25 protein-coding genes are annotated in these 20,797 nt (G+C 72.3%); 13 read left to right on the forward strand and 12 right to left on the reverse strand.

The annotated features are described in order from the left end of the window. Nucleotides 1-344 precede the first annotated feature (344 nt). From EST92_RS22820 to EST92_RS22850, 7 genes are all read right to left on the reverse strand, one after another. Entirely contained in the window at nt 345-1,067 is a 723-nt protein-coding gene (locus EST92_RS22820; RefSeq protein ID WP_161981758.1) for a sensor domain-containing protein, read from the reverse strand. Between the two features lie 453 nt (nt 1,068-1,520). Continuing rightward, complete coding sequence (locus EST92_RS22825; RefSeq protein WP_129282700.1) at nt 1,521-1,889, reverse strand: SchA/CurD-like domain-containing protein; 369 nt, start codon at nt 1,887-1,889, stop codon at nt 1,521-1,523. 2 nt (nt 1,890-1,891) lie between these two features. Continuing rightward, nucleotides 1,892-2,089 carry a ferredoxin gene (locus EST92_RS22830; RefSeq protein WP_129282701.1) on the reverse strand — a complete coding sequence of 66 codons (198 nt, stop codon included), beginning with the start codon at nt 2,087-2,089 and terminating at the stop codon, nt 1,892-1,894. A gap of 8 nt (nt 2,090-2,097) precedes the next feature. Next, nucleotides 2,098-3,306, reverse strand: a complete 1,209-nt coding sequence (locus tag EST92_RS22835) for a cytochrome P450 (RefSeq protein ID WP_129282702.1) — start codon at nt 3,304-3,306, stop codon at nt 2,098-2,100. A 32-nt stretch (nt 3,307-3,338) separates the two neighbouring features. After that, the gene (locus EST92_RS22840; protein WP_129282703.1) at nt 3,339-4,013 is read right to left on the reverse strand and encodes a TenA family transcriptional regulator; all 675 of its coding nucleotides are present in this window, start codon (nt 4,011-4,013) and stop codon (nt 3,339-3,341) included. 23 nt (nt 4,014-4,036) lie between these two features. Next, a complete protein-coding gene (gene asnB, locus EST92_RS22845) occupies nt 4,037-5,878 on the reverse strand; it encodes an asparagine synthase (glutamine-hydrolyzing) (RefSeq protein ID WP_129282704.1) in 1,842 nt (613 codons plus the stop codon). 31 nt (nt 5,879-5,909) lie between these two features. After that, the gene (locus tag EST92_RS22850) at nt 5,910-7,049 is read right to left on the reverse strand and encodes a nucleotide disphospho-sugar-binding domain-containing protein (protein WP_174244103.1); all 1,140 of its coding nucleotides are present in this window, start codon (nt 7,047-7,049) and stop codon (nt 5,910-5,912) included. Nucleotides 7,050-7,227: 178 nt separating this feature from the next. Between EST92_RS22850 and EST92_RS22855 the strand changes: the two genes are divergently transcribed. The 12 genes from EST92_RS22855 to EST92_RS31835 all read left to right on the forward strand — a co-directional run bounded on the left by EST92_RS22855 (nt 7,228) and on the right by EST92_RS31835 (nt 14,139). Further along, nucleotides 7,228-7,911, forward strand: a complete 684-nt coding sequence (locus EST92_RS22855; protein ID WP_129282705.1) for an SDR family oxidoreductase — start codon at nt 7,228-7,230, stop codon at nt 7,909-7,911. 114 nt (nt 7,912-8,025) lie between these two features. Further along, on the forward strand, nt 8,026-8,361 hold the full coding sequence (locus EST92_RS22860) for a TcmI family type II polyketide cyclase (RefSeq protein WP_129282706.1): 336 nt from the start codon (nt 8,026-8,028) through the stop codon (nt 8,359-8,361). After that, complete coding sequence (locus tag EST92_RS22865; RefSeq protein WP_129282707.1) at nt 8,358-8,786, forward strand: cupin domain-containing protein; 429 nt, start codon at nt 8,358-8,360, stop codon at nt 8,784-8,786. Before EST92_RS22860 ends, EST92_RS22865 begins: the two co-directional genes overlap by 4 nt. Beyond that, nucleotides 8,783-10,069: a beta-ketoacyl-[acyl-carrier-protein] synthase family protein gene (locus EST92_RS22870; RefSeq protein ID WP_129282708.1), complete on the forward strand. Its 1,287-nt coding sequence runs from the start codon at nt 8,783-8,785 to the stop codon at nt 10,067-10,069. Before EST92_RS22865 ends, EST92_RS22870 begins: the two co-directional genes overlap by 4 nt. Beyond that, the gene (locus EST92_RS22875; RefSeq protein ID WP_129282709.1) at nt 10,066-11,316 is read left to right on the forward strand and encodes a ketosynthase chain-length factor; all 1,251 of its coding nucleotides are present in this window, start codon (nt 10,066-10,068) and stop codon (nt 11,314-11,316) included. The genes EST92_RS22870 and EST92_RS22875 overlap by 4 nt, the downstream gene beginning before the upstream one ends. Further along, a complete protein-coding gene (locus EST92_RS22880) occupies nt 11,313-11,573 on the forward strand; it encodes an acyl carrier protein (protein ID WP_093486106.1) in 261 nt (86 codons plus the stop codon). Before EST92_RS22875 ends, EST92_RS22880 begins: the two co-directional genes overlap by 4 nt. Before the next feature lie 2 nt (nt 11,574-11,575). Then, nucleotides 11,576-12,043, forward strand: coding sequence for an SRPBCC family protein (locus EST92_RS22885; RefSeq protein WP_129282710.1), 468 nt, complete (start codon nt 11,576-11,578; stop codon nt 12,041-12,043). A 12-nt stretch (nt 12,044-12,055) separates the two neighbouring features. Next, on the forward strand, nt 12,056-12,517 hold the full coding sequence (locus EST92_RS22890; protein ID WP_129282711.1) for a DUF1772 domain-containing protein: 462 nt from the start codon (nt 12,056-12,058) through the stop codon (nt 12,515-12,517). Nucleotides 12,518-12,562: 45 nt separating this feature from the next. Next, entirely contained in the window at nt 12,563-13,315 is a 753-nt protein-coding gene (locus tag EST92_RS22895) for an SDR family NAD(P)-dependent oxidoreductase (RefSeq protein WP_129282712.1), read from the forward strand. Beyond that, nucleotides 13,315-13,674 carry an antibiotic biosynthesis monooxygenase family protein gene (locus EST92_RS22900; RefSeq protein ID WP_129282713.1) on the forward strand — a complete coding sequence of 120 codons (360 nt, stop codon included), beginning with the start codon at nt 13,315-13,317 and terminating at the stop codon, nt 13,672-13,674. Before EST92_RS22895 ends, EST92_RS22900 begins: the two co-directional genes overlap by 1 nt. After that, complete coding sequence (locus EST92_RS22905) at nt 13,671-13,973, forward strand: antibiotic biosynthesis monooxygenase family protein (protein WP_129282714.1); 303 nt, start codon at nt 13,671-13,673, stop codon at nt 13,971-13,973. Before EST92_RS22900 ends, EST92_RS22905 begins: the two co-directional genes overlap by 4 nt. 25 nt (nt 13,974-13,998) lie before the next feature. Further along, nucleotides 13,999-14,139 (forward strand): hypothetical protein, encoded by a 141-nt coding sequence (locus EST92_RS31835; protein ID WP_216849122.1) that lies wholly within the window; start codon nt 13,999-14,001, stop codon nt 14,137-14,139. 65 nt (nt 14,140-14,204) lie between these two features. On the opposite strand, the gene EST92_RS22910 is transcribed toward EST92_RS31835, so the two are convergent. The 4 genes from EST92_RS22910 to EST92_RS22925 all read right to left on the reverse strand — a co-directional run bounded on the left by EST92_RS22910 (nt 14,205) and on the right by EST92_RS22925 (nt 19,707). After that, complete coding sequence (locus EST92_RS22910) at nt 14,205-15,578, reverse strand: NAD(P)/FAD-dependent oxidoreductase (protein ID WP_129282715.1); 1,374 nt, start codon at nt 15,576-15,578, stop codon at nt 14,205-14,207. A 73-nt stretch (nt 15,579-15,651) separates the two neighbouring features. After that, a complete protein-coding gene (locus EST92_RS22915) occupies nt 15,652-16,281 on the reverse strand; it encodes a PadR family transcriptional regulator (RefSeq protein ID WP_174244104.1) in 630 nt (209 codons plus the stop codon). Between the two features lie 187 nt (nt 16,282-16,468). Then, a complete protein-coding gene (locus EST92_RS22920; RefSeq protein WP_161981759.1) occupies nt 16,469-17,989 on the reverse strand; it encodes a right-handed parallel beta-helix repeat-containing protein in 1,521 nt (506 codons plus the stop codon). A 683-nt stretch (nt 17,990-18,672) separates the two neighbouring features. Further along, a complete protein-coding gene (locus tag EST92_RS22925) occupies nt 18,673-19,707 on the reverse strand; it encodes a LacI family DNA-binding transcriptional regulator (RefSeq protein ID WP_254068966.1) in 1,035 nt (344 codons plus the stop codon). Between the two features lie 94 nt (nt 19,708-19,801). Here EST92_RS22925 and EST92_RS22930 point away from each other — a divergent pair, with 94 nt between their 5' ends. Continuing rightward, a complete protein-coding gene (locus tag EST92_RS22930) occupies nt 19,802-20,179 on the forward strand; it encodes a VOC family protein (protein ID WP_129282717.1) in 378 nt (125 codons plus the stop codon). Here the strand turns inward: EST92_RS22930 and EST92_RS22935 are convergent. Further along, a partial coding sequence (locus EST92_RS22935) for a transposase (protein ID WP_174244105.1) occupies nt 20,163-20,797 on the reverse strand: 635 nt, incomplete at its 5' end. The two genes, EST92_RS22930 and EST92_RS22935, sit on opposite strands and share 17 nt — an antisense overlap.

Genomic DNA, 20,797 nt, shown 5'->3' on the forward strand with positions numbered 1-20,797 from the left:
CGCCTGCGGGACGACGACTTGGCGTACGCGGTCCGTACCGCGGCCGCGCAGCCCCAGCCGCTCGGCCGGCGACGTGGGCCGCGCGCCAGGGCCTCGCGGCCCACAGCTCACGCTGGCTGGGCTTGGACCGGACCGTCCTGCTGGATGACGGCGGCTGTCTCCGTGGTGGAGTGCCCGACGGCCCACCGGTCCGGGCCAAGCCCAGCCAGCGTGAGCTGTGGGCCGCGAGGCCCTGGCGCGCGGCCCACGTCGCCGGCCGAGCGGCTGGGGCTGCGCGGCCGCGGTACGGACCGCGTACGCCAAGTCGTCGTCCCGCAGGCGAGCGTCGGCGAACGTCACCGCGGTCACCGGCCCAGTACAGCTCGCGCCAGCTTGGCCTGGGCGCGCAGCGCGTACGGTCCGAGCCAAAGGCCCAGCAGGAGCCACACCGCACCGAGTCCGGCCGCCCAGTTCGCCGAACGGGCGGTCTCCAGCCGTATGAAGCCGTACCAGCTGTTGTCCCAGGTGGAAACCCACGGGTCCCACAGGACCGGCATCAGGAGACCGAAAAGTCCCATTGCGAACAGCAGGAGGGGGACCACCGCAAGGAACCAGCTTGCCACGAGGGAGATTTGGGCCCAGGCCCAGTCCCGCCAGGTCGAGTGTCGGCGCAGCACCCCCAGTGCCAATTTCACCAGCCCAGGGACGCCGGGAGCCCCGGCGGCCGTGTCGTCCAGCGCACGGGGGTGCCGCTCCCACGAGCCCGCTCCCTTGCCCGGGCCAATGCCGTACCACCGCTGGCCCAGACGGAGCTGGCAGTCGGCCAGCCCGCGCAGCGCCTTCGCCACCAAGGGGACCAGGGCGAACCCGACCCAGATGAACAGCGTGGTGATCGCGGTGATCAGCAGCCAGGAAACCACAGCCGCCGTCCACCCCAGGAGCATCAGCACCAGTCCACGCCACGGCGCGAGCAGCCCGCCTGACAGTCCCCCGCCCCGCCGCGCCCGCCGGGCCTGCGCGCCGTCATCGTGCCCGGCCTGCCCGGGCGCTCCTGGCCGCACGGCCGCCCCCGGAGTCCCGTCCGACATGCTGTGGCCCCCCTGCCTTTCTGTCTGCGAGCACGGGAGGTCAGAGCCCGTTCTCTGAGCCATTCTCGCCGACAGCGGAGGGCCGGAGCACTGAGGCTGTCCCCCGTATCCGCCTGGGGCGTGCCGCAGGTCGTGCTGGCAGTTGTGTGACCGGCTCGGGCTACGGCTCGTCGGCGGGGCGCTTTGTTCATGAGTGACCTGGTGCTGCCCCTCCAGCGCGATGACAGCATGGGGCCGGCCTTGAGGACGACCCGATCGACGCCCTCCTACCGATGTGGAGGTTCGAGTGGGACCACCACCACTTCCTCACGACCTCCGCCTGTTCGGTGGCCGCCGCCCTGCCCCTGACCTACGCAGAGGAGATCGCCGACCGTACTGCCGCGGCCCGCAGCGGCCACACCACTCCGCCCCGGCGGTCACGGAGGGCCGGGGCGGAGGAAGCGGGTGGCGCCCTCAGTCGCGCGGAACCCCGATCTGGGTGACGCACCGCAGCAGGCTCTGCCGGAAGGTGCGGACGAACCCCTCGACGCTGTCGGTGTCGCGCGGCGTGTTCAGGTACGGCTTCAGTCGGCGCTCCACCTCCTGGACGCCGGGCTGGCCGGCCATGTGGCGGGCGACCGCGTCCAGGTCGCCCTCGTACTCGATGACCCGCACCAGCGTCGCGTCGCGGACGAACACCGCGGTGGCCAGGAGCCGTGCGGCCGGCGCGTCCCCGGAGCCGGGCACCGACGGCGACCCGACCCGGCGGAAACCGGAGAAGACCTCGGCCACCTCGTCCTCGCACCCCGGCCGGATGTCGTAGGTCAGCGCGGCGAACGGCACCGCTACCCCTCCTCGTCGACGTGGATCGAGCGGGTGGGGCAGCTGCGGGCGGCGTCGCGCACGGCCGCCCGGGAGCCCTCCGGCGGCTCCGGGTCCAGGACGAGGACATGGCCCTCGTCGTCCTGGTCGAACACGTCCGGAGCCCGGTAGACACACAGACTGCTGACGGTGCAGGTGGCTCGGTTGGCGGTGACGCGCACGATTCCTCCTACCAGGTGACGGGGATCTCGGTGAAGCCCTCGGTGAATCCGCCCAGGCCGCGGGGGAGTTGGTCGCCGGTGACCGCGAGCCGCAGGTCCGGCAGCCGTTCGAGCAGCGACCGGGTGGCGACCTGGAGCTCCATGCGGGCCAGCGCCGCCCCCGCGCAGTAGTGGAGACCGGCGCCGAACGTCATGTGGTGGTTGTCCGTGCGCCGAATGTCGATCTTGAAGGGTTCGGGGAACACCTCCTCGTCCATGTTGGCCGACTCCTCGGACAGCAGGACGCTGGTGCCCTTCGCGATCACCGAACCGTCCGACAGCGGGATGTCCTCCACGGCGTAGCGCAGCGTGCCGATCGAGGAGCCCATGATCTGGGTCCGCAGCAGCTCCTCGACCGCGCCCGGCACCAGCGACCAGTCCGCCTGGATCTCCTTGACCAGGTCCCGGTGGTGCAGCAGCACCGCCGTACTCGCGCCGATCTGGCTGGCGGTGGTGACGTACCCGGCGATCAGAAGGCCCTGGGTCCAGAACTGCAACTCGTGCTCGGAGAGCCGGTTGTTGTCCTCGTCGCGGGCCTTGATCAACCCGCTGACCAGGTCGTCGCCGGGGTGCGTGCGCTTGCTGTCGATCAGCTCGCCCAGGTAGTGCCACAGCCCCTCACGGCACTGCTGCATCTCCTCGACGGGCAGCTTGCTGACGGACAGGAAGCCGTCGACGAGGTACCGGAACCGGTCCATGTCCGCCAACGGCACGCCGAGCAGCCGGCAGATCACCCGGATCGGCAGCGGGAAGGCGAACGCCTCGTTGAGGTCGAGCGGACGGGGTCCGGCGGCCATCGCGTCGATGAGCTCGTCGCACACGGCCTGCGCCACCGGCCGCAGCGCCTCGACCCGGCGCGCCGTGAAGGCCCGGGTCACCAGACCGCGCACCCGGATGTGGTCCGGCGGGTCCGGGTTGATCTTCGGGTCGGCGAACAGCTCGTTGTCGGCCGAGATCCGCGCGACGTCCGGGCGTTGCTTGCGGGAGATGTTGCGGCTCAGCCGGTGGTCGGCGAAGAGCGCGCGCACGTCGGAGTACCGGGTCACCATCAGCGCGCGGTCACCGCTCGGCAGCGTCACCTCGACCGCCGACCGGCTGCGCAGGCCGCGCAGCGCCTCGGGTATCTCCATCGGCGGGGACCAGGGGAACGGGTAATGGACGGGGGAAGGGGAAGACATCGACGTCCTTGCCTCTCATGGTGGGAGCTCGGTCAGGGCCGGACGGGCCAGTCGGGACGCGCCCAGGCGCTCTCGGCGAACGTCCACTCGTAGCGGACGCCCATCGAGAAGAAGTCGGTGAGCTGTGCGCGGTCGTGCTCCGAGCCGCGCTGCGCCGTCTCCTCGGCGACGCCCATACAGCGCTCGACGACGTGCGAGTAGCCCTCCGCCGGCTGGTACAGCAGGGCCCACGGCGCATAGCGCGAACCGGGCGCGCAGCGCCGCGCCAGGTCGGCGGAGACCTGGTGGTTGAACCAGGCCATGGGCAGCAGCGCGCCGATGCCGGCGGCCGGCGACGTGGCCGCCGCGGCCTGGAAGAAGGAGCAGTGGGCCAGGGTGAGCGGGTCCGCCGGCGCATCGGCGGCCGGCGCGCGCAGGTCGAGTTCGGGGGCGAGCTCCGTGAAGGCATCCCGCAGCCGGTCCCGGGCCTGGAGCGTGCCGACCGCGGCCCGGGCGAAGAACACCGCGTGCGCGTCGTCGGCCGCGGTCGCGGCGCACCGGGCCAGCGCCCGCCCGTACGCGGGCAGCAGGTGCCCGGTGTCCTGCTCGACGAAGTGGGTCAGCGACTCGCCGGGGAGCGAGCCGGAGCGCAGCCCCGCCCAGAACGGGTGGCCGAGCACCTCGCGCAGCACCGGATCGGCCTTCGCGATCAGCCGGTCTCGCAGCATGGGAGCGTCCTCTCGGGTAGGGGTCACAGCGCCAGCCGGACGTGGTAGTGCCGTAGCCAGGCGTCGAGTTGCAGCACCATCTCCACGTCGCGGCGCTCCCCCCAGCCGGTGGTGCGCACCGGCCGGCCCTCCGCCAGCAGCCGCCGGGCGGCCGGCACGTCGAGCAGCGGGCGCACCGGCGCGTGCGGATCGGCGACCAGCTCCGCGAGCCGGTCGCGCAGCACCTGCCCGTAGCCCGGGTCCTGGGTGATCGGGAACGGGCTCTTGGGGCGGCGCAGCACCCGCTCCGGCAGCAGCCCGGCCAGCGCCGCGCGCAGCGGGCTCTTCTCCTCGCCGCCGTAGCGCTTCAGCCGCCACGGGATGTTGAAGGCGTACTCGACGAGCCGGTGGTCGCAGTAGGGCACCCGCACCTCCAGCCCGACCGACATGCTCAGGTGGTCGTTGCGGGTCAGCAGCAACGGCAGCCACCGCGTCATGTGGAGGTAGCCGACGCGGCGCAGCAGGGCCTCCCGGGCGTCCTCGCCCGGCACCGCGGGAACCTCGCGCACCGCCTCGGCGTAGCGGGCCGCGGAGTAGCCGGGCACGTCGACCTTCTCCAGCAGGGAGCGGTCCAGCAGCCCGGTACTCATCCCGTGCGGGGCGACCCCGAAACCCATCGTGACCCAGGGGAAGTTGCCGCTGTCCACCAGCTTCTCGTCGCTGAACGACCGGTATCCGCCGAAGAGTTCGTCGGCCACCTCGCCCATCAGCGCCACCGTCGAGTGCTGCCGGACGGCCCGCAGCAGCAGGTACAGCGAACGGTCCATGTCCGGGGTGGGCCGGGGCAGGTCCTGCGCCGTCATCGCGGCGTGCCCCACCACCGGATCGGCCAGGTCCTCGGTGCGCAGCACGACCGGCTCGTGGTCGGTCCCGACGAAGGCGGCGACCTCCGCGGCGTGCGGGGCGTCCGGGCTCTGGTGCCAGAAGTCCTGGCGGAAGCGCTCCGCGTGCCCCTCGAAGTCCACCGCGAAGGTCCGCGGGCGCTGCCCGTGCCGCGCCGCCAGCGCGACGATCGCGCTGGAGTCCAGTCCGCCGGACAGCAGGGTGCACAGCGGGACGTCGGCCACCAGGTGGGACGCCACCGAGTCGGACAGCAGCCCGCGCACGGTGTCCACCGTCGTCGGCCAGTCGTCGGTGTGCGCGCGCCCCGGCAGCGACCAGTAGGCGCGCTCGCACAACCCGCCGTCCCGGACGGTCAGGACGTGGCCGGCCGGCACCTGCCGGATGCCGGAGTAGACGGCGTGGCCGGGCGTGGCGATGTACGACAGCAGCTCCGCCAGCCCCTCGCTGTCCACCGCCGAGTCGACCAGCGGGTGGGCGAGCAGAGCCTTGACCTCCGAGCCGAACAGCAGGCCGCGCCGGGTCGGCGCGTAGTACAGCGGCTTGACCCCGAGCCGGTCGCGGGCCAGCAGCAGTTCCTGCCGCCCGGTGTCCCACACCGCGAAGGCGAACATCCCGTCGAAGCGGTCGACGCAGCGCTCCCCCCATTCCAGGTAGGCGGCCAGCACCACCTCGGTGTCGCTCGACGTACGGAAGGTGTGGCCGCCGGCCGCCAACTGGCCGCGCAACTCCCGGTAGTTGTAGATCTCGCCGTTGTAGGCGAGGACCGCCCGCGCCGCGCCGTCCCGCTCCGCGGTCATCGGCTGTCGGCCGCCCGGCGGGTCGATGACGGCCAGCCGCCGGAAGCCGAGCGCGACCCGCCGGTCGGCCCACACCGCCTCGGCGTCCGGCCCGCGGTGGGCCAGCGCGGCCACCATCGTGCGGACCGTGCCGCCGTGCTCGGTCAGGTCCCGCTCGAAGTCGATCCACCCGGCTACGCCGCACATGTCGTCCCCTCGTCAGTCGTCTGAAGGCCGATCACGCCGGCCGGTGGGCCGCGGACAGCAGGTCGTCCACGCGCGCGGACGGCGGAGGCTGGCGGTGCATCTCCTCCTTCAGGCGCCGGGCGCACGCGCGCACGGCCCCGTCCGCCAGCAGTCGCCGGCACTCCTCCCGCAGCCGCTCCGGCGTCGCGTCCGCCGCCGGCAGCAGTCGCCCGGCACCGACGCCCGCGACCGCCCCCGCGTGCCCCGCGTGGTCCGGCAACTGCGGTACGAGCAGCAGCGGGACACCGTGGTGCAGCGCCGTGAGGACGGTGCCGGCGCCCCCGTGCGCGACCACCAGGTCGCACGCGTCCAGCAGGCCGTGCAGGGGCGCGTCCACCACCACCCGCACGCCCTCGGGCAGCCGGCCGAGCAGCGGCGCCTGTGCCGCCGAGACGGCCGCCACCAGCTCCACGCCCAGCGGGTGCAGCGCCCGCACCACGTCGGGGAGGAGGAACCGCCGGGCCGACAGCTTCGCCATCGTGTGCCCCCACGTCACACACACCCGCGGCCCGGCGGGCTTCGGCAGCGTGACCGGCCGGCCGCCGCCGTTGTACGGCACGTACCGCACCGGGACGGCCGGCGGCGCGGCGGCCGGCCGCAGGGACGGGGGAGTGGGATCGAGGGTCAGCGCGCCGAACGGGTCGACGGCGTCCAGCCCGTACCGCTCGGCCAGCGGCGCCAGCATCCCGGGCAGCACGTGCGCCGCCCGGGCCAGCAGATCCGTCCCGTACAGGTGACGCACGGCCGGCACCCCCTGCACGGCAGCCGCCAACGGGCCGGCCAGCGCGGTGGGTTCGTAGACCACGACGTCCGGGCGGAAGCCGTCCGCCAGCTCGACCAGCGAGCCGGTCATGGACTCGGCGTGCGCGAGGAACATCTCCGCAGCCCGCGGGCCGCCGCCCCCGCCCGCGTCGCGCCGCGGTGCGCCGATCACGTAACGGCGCACCATGGCCACCGCGTCGACGTCCTGGCCGACCACGGCCGCCGGCAGCCCGCACCGGCCGATCTCCGCGGCCAGTGCCGGCTGGCTGGCCACGAGCACCTCGTGTCCGGCGGCGCGGCAGGCCCACGCCTGCGTGACGAGCGCGTACAGGTGCGACGGCCAGGCCCAGGTGGTGAACAGCAAGCGCATCTCGGTGCGTCCCTTCCCGCCGCGGTTGCCGGCCATCGTGTGGGGCGCCGCTCGTGGCCGGCTCGAAGACCGCTGGGCACCGAGGTGGGCGCCACCTCACCGCGCGTCGAGCCCGCGCGGGGATCGTGGGCCCCTGCTCCGCCCGCACCCCCACCCGTCCGCACAGAGGGGAGAGCCGGTGACGACCCCCCGCACCGCCCTGGTCACCGGGGCCAACCGCGGCATCGGCCTGGCCACCGCCCGGGCGCTGCACCGCGCCGGATGGCGCGTCGTGCTCGCCGCCCGGGACCGGGACGCGGCCCGGTCCGCCGCGGCCGCCACCGGGCCACGAGCCGTGGGCGTACCCCTCGATGTGACCCTGCCCCAGAGCGTGGCGGCCGCCCGTGCCGCGGCCGGCCCGGTCGACGCGCTGGTGAGCAACGCCGGCGTGCTGCTGGACGCGGGGTACGACCCGCTGACGGTCCCGGTCGACCTGGTCGGCGCCACCCTCGACGTCAACGTGCTGGGCGCCTGGCGGGTCTGTCAGGCCTTCGTGCCCGACATGGTCCGCTGCGGCTGGGGGCGCGTGGTCCTCCTCTCCAGCGGCACGGGCACGTTCACCCAGGGCCTGTTCACCGGCGCCCCCGGCTACTCCCTGTCGAAGACCGCGGTCAACGGGCTCACCGCGCTGCTGGCCGCCCGGACACGCGGCACCGGCGTGCTGGTCAACGCGGTCAACCCCGGGCGCACCCGGACCCGGATGATGCCGGACGCCCAGGGCACCGTGCGGGACGCCGCCGACGACGTCGTGGCCGCCCTCGGGCTGCCCGACGACGGCCCCACCGGGGTGCTGTTCCGCGGCGGGCGGATCGTCGGCTGGTAGCGCCGCCACGCCACCGGACACCGCTCCACACCCGATTGACGGCAGCTCCAGCCGGCTTCCAGACCGCTCTGCGACGGTCGGTCGAAGAGCCCACGCACCCCTGAGGAGGGCGCTGTGCACCGCACGCTGATCGTCGCCAGGCTGAAGACCGACGACCCCGCGCGCATCGCGGACGTCTTCGGCGCGTCGGACGCGACCGAACTACCGCACATGGTGGGCGTGTCCCGCAGGACCCTGTTCACCTTCCACGACCTGTACTTCCACCTCGTCGAGGCGGACGAGGACATCGGCCCGAACCTCTACCGGGCGCGCAGCCACCCGCTCTACTCCGACATCAACACCCGGCTCGGGGAGTTCGTGTCGCCCTACGACCCCGGCTGGAAGGAACCCAAGGACGCCATGGCGTCCCCGTTCTACGTCTGGACGGCGGAGCAGGGGAGGGTCCGGTGACCGCGGAGCTGCCCCGCAGGCTGAACGCCGCGGATGTCGCCGCCAACCGCCGCCGGGGCGGTGAGCTGCGGGTGACGCTCAGCCCCCGGACCGTCGGCTGTACGTCCGGCTTCGGCGGCGTGCTGCACCTCGCCCCGGGCGAGTTCGTCACCGAGCACTACCACCCGTACTCCGAGGAGTTCCTCCATGTGGTGCGCGGTGCGCTGGAGATGACCATGGACGGCGAGCCGGTCGCGCTCGCCGCCGGGGACTCGCTGTTCGTGCCGATCGGGGTGCGCCACCGGCTGGTGAACGTCGGGGACGCGCCCGCCACCGGCGTCTTCCACCTCTCGCCGCTGGCGCCGCGCCCCGAGCTCGGCCACGTCGACACCGAGCCCGTCGCCGCCACCGACGAGCCGCACCCCGACGTCCGGGCGGACCGGTGAGCGCTGAGAAGGCGGTCATCACCGGGATCGGGGTGGTGGCACCGGGCGCCGTCGGGCGGGAGGCGTTCTGGGAGTTGCTGGCCGCCGGCCGCACCGCGACCCGGCGCATCACCAGCTTCGACCCGGCCGCGTTCCGCTCCCGCATCGCCGCCGAGGTCGACTTCGACCCGGGCGCGTGCGGGCTGACGCACCAGGAGGTCCGACGGATGGACCGGGCGGCCCAGTTCGCCGTCGTCAGCGTGCGCGAGGCCCTGGCGGACAGCGGGCTGCGCATGCCGGCGGCCGACCCGGGGCGGGTGGCGGTCTCCCTGGGCAGCGCCGTGGGGTGCACCACCAGCCTGGAGCGCGAGTACCAGGTCCTGTCCGACGACGGGCGGAACTGGCTGGTGGACCACACCTACGGCGTGCCGCACCTCTACGGCTACATGGTGCCCAGCTCGCTGGCCGTGGAGGTGGCCCGGGAGGTGGCGGCCGAGGGGCCGGTGGCGCTGGTCTCCACCGGCTGCACCTCGGGCCTGGACGCGGTCGGGCACGGCGCCCAGCTCATCGAGGAGGGCTCCGCCGACGTCGTCCTCGCCGGGGCGACCGACGCGCCGCTCTCGCCCATCACCTCGGCCTGCTTCGACGCCATCCGGGCCACCTCGCCCCGCAACGACGACCCCGCGCACGCCTCCCGCCCGTTCGACGCCGACCGCGACGGCTTCGTCCTCGGCGAGGGCGCGGCGGTGCTGGTCCTGGAGCGGGCCGGCGCCGCGCGGGACCGTGGCGCACGGGTCTACGCGGAGATCGCCGGCTTCGCCAGCCGCAGCAACGCCCACCACATGACCGGACTCCGTCCCGACGGCCGGGAAATGGCCGAGGCGATCACCACCGCGCTGCGGCGGGCCCACCTCGCGCCGTCCGCGGTCGACTACATCAACGCCCACGGTTCCGGCACCCGGCAGAACGACCGGCACGAGACGGCCGCCTTCAAACGCAGCCTGGGCGCGCGCGCCTACGAGATACCGGTCAGCTCCATCAAGTCCATGATCGGGCACTCGCTCGGCGCCATCGGGTCCCTGGAGGTCGCCGCCTGCGCCCTCGCCCTGCGCGAGCAGGTGGTCCCGCCCACCGCCAACCTGCACACCCGGGACGCCGAGTGCGACCTCGACTACGTGCCGCTGACCGCCCGGGAGCACCGCATGCACACCGTCCTGAGCGTCGGCAGCGGGTTCGGCGGGTTCCAGAGCGCGACCGTGCTGGCCCGTCCGGGCACCGGGCCCACCGGAAAGGGGCGGCCGTGACCACCCCCCGCGCGGCCGTCGTCACCGGCCTCGGCGTGATCGCGCCCACCGGCCTCGGGGCGGACGCGCACTGGCAGGCCGTGCTGGCGGGGAAGACGGGCATCGGTGCCCTCAGCCGTTTCGACCCCTCGCCCTACCCGGTCCGGCTGGCCGGCGAAGTACCCGGCTTCGACGCCCTGGAGACGCTGCCGCGCCGGCTCGTCCCGCAGACCGACCGCTGGACCCACCTGGCCCTGTGGGCCGCGCAGGCGGCGCTGGCGGACGCCGGCGTCGACCCGGCCAGGCTCCCCGAGTACTCCATGGCGGTGGTCACGGCCAGTTCCTCGGGCGGGACCGAGTTCGGGCAGCACGAGATGGAACGCCTCTATCGCCACGGTCCCTCGTGGGTCGGCGCGTACCAGTCGATCGCCTGGTTCTACGCCGCCACCACGGGCCAGATCTCCATCCGGCACGGGATGCGGGGACCGTGCGGGGTGCTCGCCTGCGAACAGGCGGGCGGACTCGACGCGATCGGTCAGGCGCGGCGCCTGCTGCGGGACGACGTGCACCTGGTCGTCACCGGCGGCACGGACGCCTCGCTGTGCCCCTACGGCCTGACCGCCCAGCTCGCCGGCGGCCACCTGTCCACGGTGGAGGACGCGGCCCGCGCCTACCTGCCCTTCGACCAGGACGCGAGCGGAGCCGTACCGGGCGAGGGCGGGGCGATCCTGGTCGCCCAGGACGCCTCGTCCCTCCCGGCCGGCGCCGGGTACGGCGTCATCGCCGGCTACGCCGCCGGCTTCGACCCGCCCCCGGGCTCGCCCCGCCCGCCGGCCCTGCGGCGCACGCTGGAACGCGCCCTGGACGACGCCGGGACCGCGCCCGGCGAGGTCGACGTCGTCTTCGCGGACGGCAGCGGGGTGCCGGAACGCGACCGCGCCGAAGCCCGGGCGATCGGCGCCGTCTTCGGACCGCGGGCGGTGCCGGTGACGGTGCCCAAGGCCCTCACCGGACGGCTCTACGGCGGCGGCGCGGCACTCGACGTGGCCACCGCGCTGCTCGCGCTGCGCGACGGCGTCATCCCGCACACGGCGGGCACCACCCGACCGGCGCCCGGCTACGACATCGACCTGGTCACCGGGGCCCCGCGGCACCGGCGACTGCGGGTCGCCGTCGTCCTCGCCCGCGGGTACGGCGGCTTCACCTCGGCCATGGTCCTGCGCCGGACCGGGGGCGGGGGGAACGACGAAGGAGAGGAGACACCATGAGCGGCTACACGCTGGACGAACTCCGCGTGGTGATGCGGGAGAGCGTGGGGGTGGACGAGTCGGTGGACCTGTCGGGGGACATCGCCGACGTCACGTTCTCCGACCTGGGTTACGACTCGCTCGCCGTACTGGAACTGGCGAGCCAGGTACAGCGCGCGGTGGGGGTCCCCATCGCGGACGAACTGGCCCTGGAAGCGCCGAGCCCGGGCGCCTTCGTGGCCTGTGTCAACCAGGCACTGACCGAAGCGGGGAGTTGAGCATGTCCGGACACGTCGACAACACCATCGTGATCGACGCACCGCTGCCCCTGGTGTGGGAGATGACCAACGACGTCCCCTCGTGGACGACGCTGTACAGCGAGTACGCGGAGGCCACCGTGCTGGAGCGGGACGGCAACCGCGTCCGGTTCCGGCTCTCGTTGCACCCCGACGCGAACGGCACCACGTGGAGCTGGGTCTCGGAGCGGATCAGCGACCCCGACGCCCACGTGGTGCACTCCCGCCGCGTGGAGACCGGGAACTTCAAGTACATGTGGATCTACTGGGAGTTCACCCAGCAACACGACGGCGTGCACATGCGCTGGGTCCAGGACTTCGAGCTCAAGCCCGGCCTGCCGATGGACGACGCCGCCATGACCGCCCGCCTGGACACCAACACCGGCACCCAGATGCGGCGCATCAAGGAGAAGATCGAGACGGCCGCCCGGCGCTCCGCTGCCGCGCACTGAGCAGGGGCGGACGTGACGGCCCTCGTCGTGCCCCTGGTCCTGCTCGCCAACGGCCTGGCGGCGGGCGTCCTGGTGGGCACCCAGCTCGGCGGCTGGCCCCTGCTGGCCTCCCTGCCGCCGCGGCGCTACGTCCACGCCCACGCCTTCTTCGCCACCCGCTACGACCCGTTCATGCCCGTGTGCTTCGTCGGCACGGTGCTCGGCGACGTCCTCCTGGCCGCAGGGGTAGCGCAGACCGCCGCCCGCTGGGCGTTCGGCGGGAGCGTGCCGCTGGTGCTGGCGGCGGTGTTCATCTCGGTGACCAGGAACGTGCCGGTCAACCGGTGGATCCGGACGCTCGACCCGGAGGCGCTGCCGCCGGACTTCGCCGACCGGGACCCCCGTCCGCACTGGGGGGTGTGGAACCGCGGCCGCTGCGTCCTCGCCGTCACCGCGCTGCTCGCCAACTGCCTGGGATGCGGCCTGCTGTTGTGAGCGGGCGCGCCGTCTCCCACCTCATCCCACGAAGGGAAGGCTGCTGTGCAACTTCACCTGGAAGGTAAGAAGGCCCTGGTCACCGGCGGAACCCGGGGCATCGGACGCGCCGTGGTGCTGGCGCTGGCCCGGGCCGGGGCGCAGGTCGTCACCTGCCACCGCCAGGAGGGCGACGCCGTCGCCTCCCTGGAGAGCGAGTTGAAGGAGACCGGCGGCAACCACCATGTGCTCCGCGCCGACCTCACCGACCCCGGCCAGATCGCCGGCCTGCTCCGGGAGTGCGCCGACCGGCTCGGCACCCTCGACGTCGTCGTCAACAACGCCGGAGCCATCAGCCACGTGCCCTACGCCGACCTGACGCTCGCCGAGTGGCGGCGGATCATGGACACCAACCTCACCGCCGCCCACCTGGTCATCCAGCACGCCCTGCCGATACTCGGCGACGGCGCCTCGGTCATCAGCCTCGGCTCCAAGTCCTCCGAGGTCGGCATCCCGCTCCGCGCGCACTACACCGCCACCAAGGCGGCCCTGCGCGGCCTGACCCGTTCGCTGGCAAAGGAGTTCGGCCCCCGCGGCCTGCGCTTCAACGTGCTCGCCGCCGGCGTCATCGCGACCGAGGCCCTGGACGCGATGAGCCCGGAGCAGGCCGAGGCGATGCGTGCCCGCTACGGCGCCAAGACGGCGCTGGGCCGGCTCGGTACCCCCGCCGAGATCGCCGGGGCGGTGCTCTGGCTGGCCAGTGACCTCTCCAGCTACGTCACGGGCGCCACCCTCGCGGTCGACGGGGGGATCTCCTGATGGGCGAGCGGACGCAGCCGTTCCGGGTGATGCTGCGCATGCAGATCAAGCCGGGCATGGAGCAGGACTTCGAGAAGGTCTGGCGGGACGTCGGCGCGTCGGTCACCTCGCACCCCGCCAACCTGGGGCAGTGGCTCTCCCGGAGCCTCGACGAGGACGGCGTCTACTACATCGTCAGCGACTGGGTGGACGAGCCCCGCTTCCGGGAGTTCGAGACCAGCCGCCGCCACCTCGACCACCGCCGCCACCTGCACCCCTACCGCAGCGACGGCTCGATGACCACGATGACGGTCGTCGCCCACCTGACGGCGGACCCGGGCGCGCCGGCCGCCCACGACGACTGGGAGGCAGCGGGATGAGCGACGAGGTCCGGGTGCTCGTCCGGCACGTCGCCGAGGACGCCGAGGCGATCGAGAGTGCCTACCACCAGGTCAGCAAGGAACTGGCCGGTGTGGCGGGCATGCTCGGCAACGAGCTGTGGCGCGGCGTGGGTGAGGACGGCGTCTTCGTGGTCGTCAGCCGGTGGCGTGACGTGGCCGCCTTCCGCACCTGGGAGGCCGGCGCCGCGCACCGCGACAGCACCTCGCCGCTGCGCCCGTTCCGGGACCACGACGGAGGCCGCCCGTTCGAGATCTTCCGTGTCACCGCGGCCTACTGACCGTCGCGGACCTGCCGGAGCGGCCGTGCGGCCGTGCCGCGCCGTGGCCCGCGCCCTGCTGAACATGCTGGTCGTACTGGGGCACTCCACCGCATGGCTGGTGGGGGTGCCGCCGCCCCCACCGCCCGAGGCGGAGCTGGAGACCGGCGACCCGCGGGCCGGGTGACCCGTCCGGAACACGCGGCGGGCCCGCGTGTTCCGGACGACGCGCCCCGGGGCGGGGCCGGTCGGTCAGTCCTCGTCCTCGCGGCCGGCACCGCGAAACGAGCTCTCCGCGAGGACGATCTTCCGCTTCATCGGAGGCAGGTGGTTCATCGTGCGCATCGCGGTCCGCATCCCCGTGCGGGCCAGGGTGCCGATCAGGTCACCCTTGTGCATGACGGAGTGACCGTCCATCTGCGCACGGGACTTGATGACGGCGTCCCAGGCGTAGGACGTCATGGTGGTCTCGTACTGGCCCACCGCGTCGAGGAGGGAGAGCTCTCCGCCGCTCGCGGCGACCAGCTTGCGGGTCAGCAGCCGGGCGTCGCGCAGGGCGGTGTTGGCGCCGACCCCGCGGCCCGGCGTCATGGTGTGGATGGCGTCCCCGATCAGCGTGACGGAGCTGGGCTTCCACGGGTCGATCGGCTCGGACGTCCGGATCACCAGCGGGAAGCTGCTGTCCGGGTCCCCGAGCGAGAAGATCCGCCGGAAGTCGGGATGCCACGACGCGGTCTTCTCTTTCACCAGCTGCTGGATCCGGGCGCCGCGCATCTGCGTGACGTCCTTCGGCAGCCACTTCTCCGACGCGGCGAAGCCCCACATGATGTAGTCACGGCTGTTGTCGTAGAGCATCCCGGGCCAGGCGCGCAGCGCCTCCGCGTCGGTGCTGCCGATGCCTTCCTTCGGCTTGCCGTCCTCGTCCCACTTGAAGCGCATCACATGCAGGATGCACATGAACCCCTTGGGGCCGTGCACCATGGTGACGCCCTCCATCACCTCCTTGGGCAGCAGCGCCCGGGTCTCGTCGGTGAGCGGCGTCTTGCCGGTGATGCCGATCAGCCCGGTGTCGACCAGCTTGGCGTGCGGCAGATACTGCTGGCGGACGGGCGAGTTGGCCCCCTCGGCGCCCACGAGGAGATCGCCGGTCGCCGAGTCGCCGTCCGCGAAGAACGCGGTGACCCGTCCGTCGGCGGCCTGCTCGTAGTGGGTGAAGCGCTTGTCGAAGTGGACGACGTCCTCGACCCCCGTCAGCAGGACCTGACGCAGCGTCATGCGACTCACCGACTCGTCGGCGTCGTCCTCCGACGGCTGGTCCTCCGCCTTCAGCACCTCGGGTCCGGCGGAGAAGAGGAACTTCTTCTCGTGCGTCATCTGGTTGCCGTAGACGGGGCGCCGGGCGCAGGTGGCGAGGAAGGTGTCGTACAGCTCCGGGGACAGGTTGGCCCGCAGCGCCCGCTTGCCGTCGGCGTCGATGCCGACCCGGTAGCCCTGCAGACCGTCGCGGCGGGTGCGGTCGCGCTCGTACACCGCGACGCTGACGCCCGCCCGCTTGAGGCCCTGCGCGAGGCAGAGTCCGCCCGTGCCGGCGCCGATGATGATGACATGCAAAGGTAAACCGGGCATTGTGGTCTCCCATTTCGTCATGGTGAAGGCGCGTCGGCGCCATGGTCGGGACCCCGCCCAGGGCGTGAACGCCCTAGCGGGGGGTTCCCTGGCGGTCGTGGGCGGTCGCCATCGCGGCGAGCCACTCCTTGGTCCAGGTGATGCGCCCGGAGCGCAGGTCGGCTATGACCGATTCCACCCAGTCCAGCTCCGCGGCGGTCGTGGCCCGCATGCACTCCATCTCCAGGGTGAACAGCCTGCCCCATTCGCCCGACGCCGCGATCTGCGTGTCGAGCCGGGACAGTTCGGTGGCGAGGTTCGCCTGCCGCTTCTCCAGCTGTTCGGCCACCTCGCCGGGTTCCAGGAGGGGGACGAACGCCATGGCGGCCAGGAACTCGGGGTATTCGCGGGTCGGAGCCGCCAGCGCGTCGAGCATCCAGTCGCGCCACACGGCACGGCCCTCGTCGGTGAGCGCGTAGAGCGTCCGCTCGGGGCGGTTGTGCTCGCGGCTGCTCTCCCGCACCTCGATCAGGGCCTTGCGGTGCAGGCGGTCGATGGTGCGGTAAAGGCTGGCCCGCTGCCCCACGTTGACCACTTCGCCCTTGCCGCGGTCCTTCATCAACCGCTGCATCTTGTAGGGGTGCATGCCGGGCTGCTGCTGGTGGTCCACCTCGGCCAGCAGGGAGAGCACCGCCAGAGCCAACGTTGAGCGCCTGTACGTCATAGTATCCAGGTTACTAGTCGGAGGGCGACTACTTCAACCTCCCTCGTCGGGAGCCGGGCGGGCGCCGCGCGGTGCGCACACGCGTGTGGCCGGTGGGCATGCCCACCGGCCACACGTGAAGGACTCCGGACGCCGTCCCGCTCAGGGGGCGGCGCCCCTGTGCCGCACCTCGTACGGGCTGCCCCGGTTACACCCCGGGCCCCTGGTACGCCCCCATGCTCGGGTTCCCGGCGGGGACGCGGTTGCCGAAGAAGTCGCGCGCCGCGTCCTGGGGCAGGCGTACGCCGCTGCCCCGCGCCGGCGAGGACTTCTTGAACCGGTACCCGGTGGCGTCGTCGATGGACGTCGCGGACCCGGGCTTCACCAACTGCGGGTCACCCAGCACCCGTTGCGCGTCGGCGGGGACCGTCGAGATGTTCTGGTAGAGGTTCCCGGTGAAGGTGCTGGTGGTGTCCTTGAACGCGGAGCCCCCGGGCTTGCCGACGAAGATGTTGTTCGCGACCAGCGGGGTGTCCGGGCTGATGTTCCACCACATCGTGTCGGCCGTGGGGGCGTAGACGGTGTTGCCGTAGATCGAGATGTTCGTCTGCTTGGTGCAGGCGAGGATGATCACGCCACCGGACACGTCGCGGTCGTTCTGGCTGATGTTGTAGCGGATCGTCGGCCGGTCCGACGGCAGCCCCTCGACCGAGCAGATCAGCATCAACCCGCTGTTGTCGTGGCTGACGTTGTACTGGTACAGGTCGCCGACGTCCGCGCCGTCGACGTCGAAGGCGAACGCCCCGAACTTCCCCGCGTCCCCGCCGCCGATGGTGTTGTACTGCATCGTCGTGTAGTCGGAGTTCCACGCCCAGATACCCGCGTGGTCGGTGGTCGCCTTCAGGCCGAACCCCTCGACGGTGTTGTGCTGGATCATCGCGTGCTGGCCGTTGGTGATGTTGATGCCGTCACCGCCGAGCCGGCTGAGGTGATTCCGCTCGATCTCGATGCCGGTGTCGGGGCCGTAGGCACTCCCCGGCCCGCTCGGGTAGAGCGCCCGGCGCGCCCAGAGCGACGACGTCCCGATCCCGATGCCGCTCACGTCGCGCAGGGTGTTGTCGGTGACGGTGATGCCGGAGAAGGAGGTGACCTTCCCGGAACCGGTCGCGTTGAAGACGATCCCGCCGCCCGGCTGGCCCGGATTGGTGCAGTCGCATCCGGCCACGTCGTGCACGTAGTTGTCGTCGAAGACGTAGTGCGAACCGACGCCGTAGTCCGTCAGCTCGACATAGATCCCGGTACGGGGGTCGGTGACGTTGCCGCCCGGGTCGGAGATGTCGAGGCCACGGATCTCCCAGCCCTCGACGTTGTGCAGGTAGACGGCGGCGCGGGCGTCGGAGGCCACCAGCTTCGGCCGGGCGCCGGATCCGTAGGACCCGACCGCGATCGGATTCTTGTCGGAGCCCGACCCCTGGGGGACCAACTCCCCCTGGCAGGTGGAGCCCTTACGGAACAGGATGCGGTCCGCGGGGCGGAAGACGATGCTGTTCACCTTCTGCAGCGTGCGCCAGGCGGTGCCGGCCGAGGTGCCGTTCTCCGCGTCGTTCCCCGCGGAGCAGTCGACGTAGTAGGTGGTCCCGCCCGCTTTCTGCTCGGATGTGGTGGCACCGGTCGGTGCGGCGCCGGTTGCGGTGCCGGCCGAGCAGGCGAGTATGAGGGCTGAGATCAAGGCTGTCGCGGTCTTTCGCGCATTTAACACGGAACTCTTCGCTCCCCCATGTCGTGTTTCCGAAGTTCCGGGTGCGTCTTCGTTCGATGCCTCGTTCCGGTGCCGGACGGTCCCGGCGTGGCGGTGGCCACCGACGTGGGGCGCGGTGTCCCGTACCGGAGAAGACACTGCCCGAAAAGTGCTGGAAAGAACGGCTGGTTACCGCCTTTCCGGATGGCGAACGCAGAATACACGATTGCCGGCCATTTGCACCGACAGAAAAAGGGATTACGTCGCCGGGTGCCCTGACGTGCGAATTCTTCGGGGGCGTTAGGGGAAATTGCTTTCTGGTTTATCTCGGCGGAAACTTCCATCGTCACATGCCCGCCTTGAGAGCCGCGCGGATTCCGCTGGAGTCGCGGTCCGGCCACACCGATCCGGCGCTCGTGACGTGGCGGGCACTCTTGCCGGCGGGCCATGCGCTGTGCCTTCGGGGCTGGTCCGGCGCCGGTCGCACCGGAACACGGGGGAGTGCGGGGCGGGTTGAGGTAGGAGAGGGTGCGGGAGGGGCTGACGCACGCCCCTGTGACTGTCGGCTTCGTGCCCGAGGCCGTCGGCCCATTGCCGGCGCGCGTGCTTCTCGGCCGGTCGACGTTTCCGGACGGGCGCCGACGAGTGGACGTCCCGGCCCTCCGCGACGTTCTCTAACGCCCCGCTGCCGGCGGCGGTCCCGTGCTGCCGCGGGGGACGAGTTCGGTCGGCAGCACGATGTGGCGCTCCTGGGCGCCCTCGGAGTTCTCGATCACCGACCGGGTGAGGCGTACGGCGGTGCGACCGAGTTCCACGGCGGGCTGGGCGAGCGTCGTCAGGCCCAGCACTTCCGCCATGACGTGGTCGTCGAAGCCCATGACCGACACCTGCCCCGGTACCGAGACGTTGGCCGCGCGCAGGGCCGCCAGCAGCCGGAACGCGAAGTCGTCGGTCTCGGCGAACAGCGCGGTCGGCGGGTCCTGGAGGCTCATCAGCCGTCCCACGGCCGTGGCCATTCCGCCGCCCTTCCAGTCGGGCACGCTCATCACCAGTGAGGGGTCGTGCTCCAGTCCGGCGTCGTCGAGCGCGCGCAGATGTCCGGAGAGCCGGTTCTTGCTGCTCCAGGCGAAGCCGGTCTCGTCGAAGGTCTGGAGGAAGGCGATCCGCCGGTGCCCGAGATTGAGCAGATGGCGGGTGCCGCGCAGGGCGGCGTCCTCGTCGTCCACGTAGACACTGGGGCGCCCCGGTGCGTGCTGGCTGACGAAGATCAGGGGCATCCCCAGATCGTCCAGCCGGGTGCGTTCGGCGGGGGTGAGTGCGAAGCTCACCACGAGGAGGGCGTCGGCATTACGGCGGGCGGGCAGCCGGTCGAAGAAATCGGCCCGTTCCTGCACATCGGTCACGCTGTAGACGAGCAGGTCCAGGCCCGCCTCGCGCAGCGCGGGCGCCATCCCGGACAGCGCCGAACTCAGAAACCACGAAGCCAGGTTGGGCATGAGGACGGCGACCCGGCCGGTGCGGCCCGTGACCAGGCTGGAGGCGCTGCGGGTGATCGCGAAGGAGAGCTCGCGGGCTGCCGCTTCGACGCGGGCGCGGGTCGTGTCCGAGACGGTGGACAGGCCGCGCAGCGTGCGCGACACCGTGGACACCGAGACCCCCGCCCGATGGGCCACGTCGGCCATCGTGGCCTCGCTCCGAGCTGAGGACATGCCGGGACGCTAGTGCCGTGACCGCAAACGATCACCGGGTTGGCGCCTGGAGTGGGAGCTCGTTCCGCCGACATGGGCGCCTATTCTGAGCGGCATGTCATTGCTTGCGGAGATCATCACGATTGACTGTGCGCAACCTCGTGTTCTGGCCGACTGGTGGGCCACGGTTCTGGGCGCGGAGGTGGCCGGGGACTTCGGGGACTACGTCCTCGTCGGCGCCAGCCCCCTGGCGCTGGGGTTCCAGCGTGTTCCGGAGGAGTTGTCGGGCAAGAACCGGCTCCACGTGGACTTTGCCGCCTTCGACCGTGATGAGGAGGTAGCCGGGCTGGTGCGGCTGGGGGCGAGCGTCGTCGGCGAGCACTCGGTGCCCGGGGTGCTGTCCTGGACCGTGTTGCGGGACCCGGCGGGCAACGAGTTCTGCGTCTCAGCAGGGACGCACTTCCCCGAAAAGGGAGTCAGGCCGCCGGGTTGAGAGGGCGGCCGCCCCAGCGGATGCCCTTCTCGCTGCGGATGCGGGCGCGTTCCCGGCGCTGGGCGGCCAGGACATCGGGGTGACGGGCGTTGGCATTGCGCCAGCGCAGATAGGCATGCAGCGCCCGTGTCTGCGTGGGGTGGTTGGGGTGGTTGGAGTTGGCGAGGGTGAACTGCCGCAGCGGCCCGAAGTGCGCCTCGATCGGGTTTGCCCAGGACGCGTTGGTCGGGGTGAAGCACAACTCGACCTTGTTCTTCGCCGCCCACCGGCGGATCTTGGCACCTTTGTGGGCGGAGAGGTTGTCGAGGACGACGTAGATCGGGGCGCCGTCCGGGCGCGCGGCCCGGATGCTCTTGAGCGCGGCAAGGCTGTGGCCGGCGCCTTTGCGGCGGCGGTTGACGCCCCAGAGGGTGTCGTCGCCGACGGAGTAGCAGCCATGGAAGTAGCGCACTCCGTGGGTGCGGTGGAAGGTTGCCGGGATCCGGTCCGGCCTGCCCTGCCTGGCCCAGCAGGTCCCGGCGGTCGGGCGGATGCCGAGCGGCCCGAACTCGTCGAAGGCGAAGGTGCGGTCGGGGCGATCGTTGAGGGCGTACTCGATCCGGTCGAGCTTCGCATCGA

The organism is Streptomyces sp. TM32, from assembly GCF_004122755.1.
Classification (GTDB): Bacteria; Actinomycetota; Actinomycetes; order Streptomycetales; family Streptomycetaceae; genus Streptomyces; species Streptomyces sioyaensis.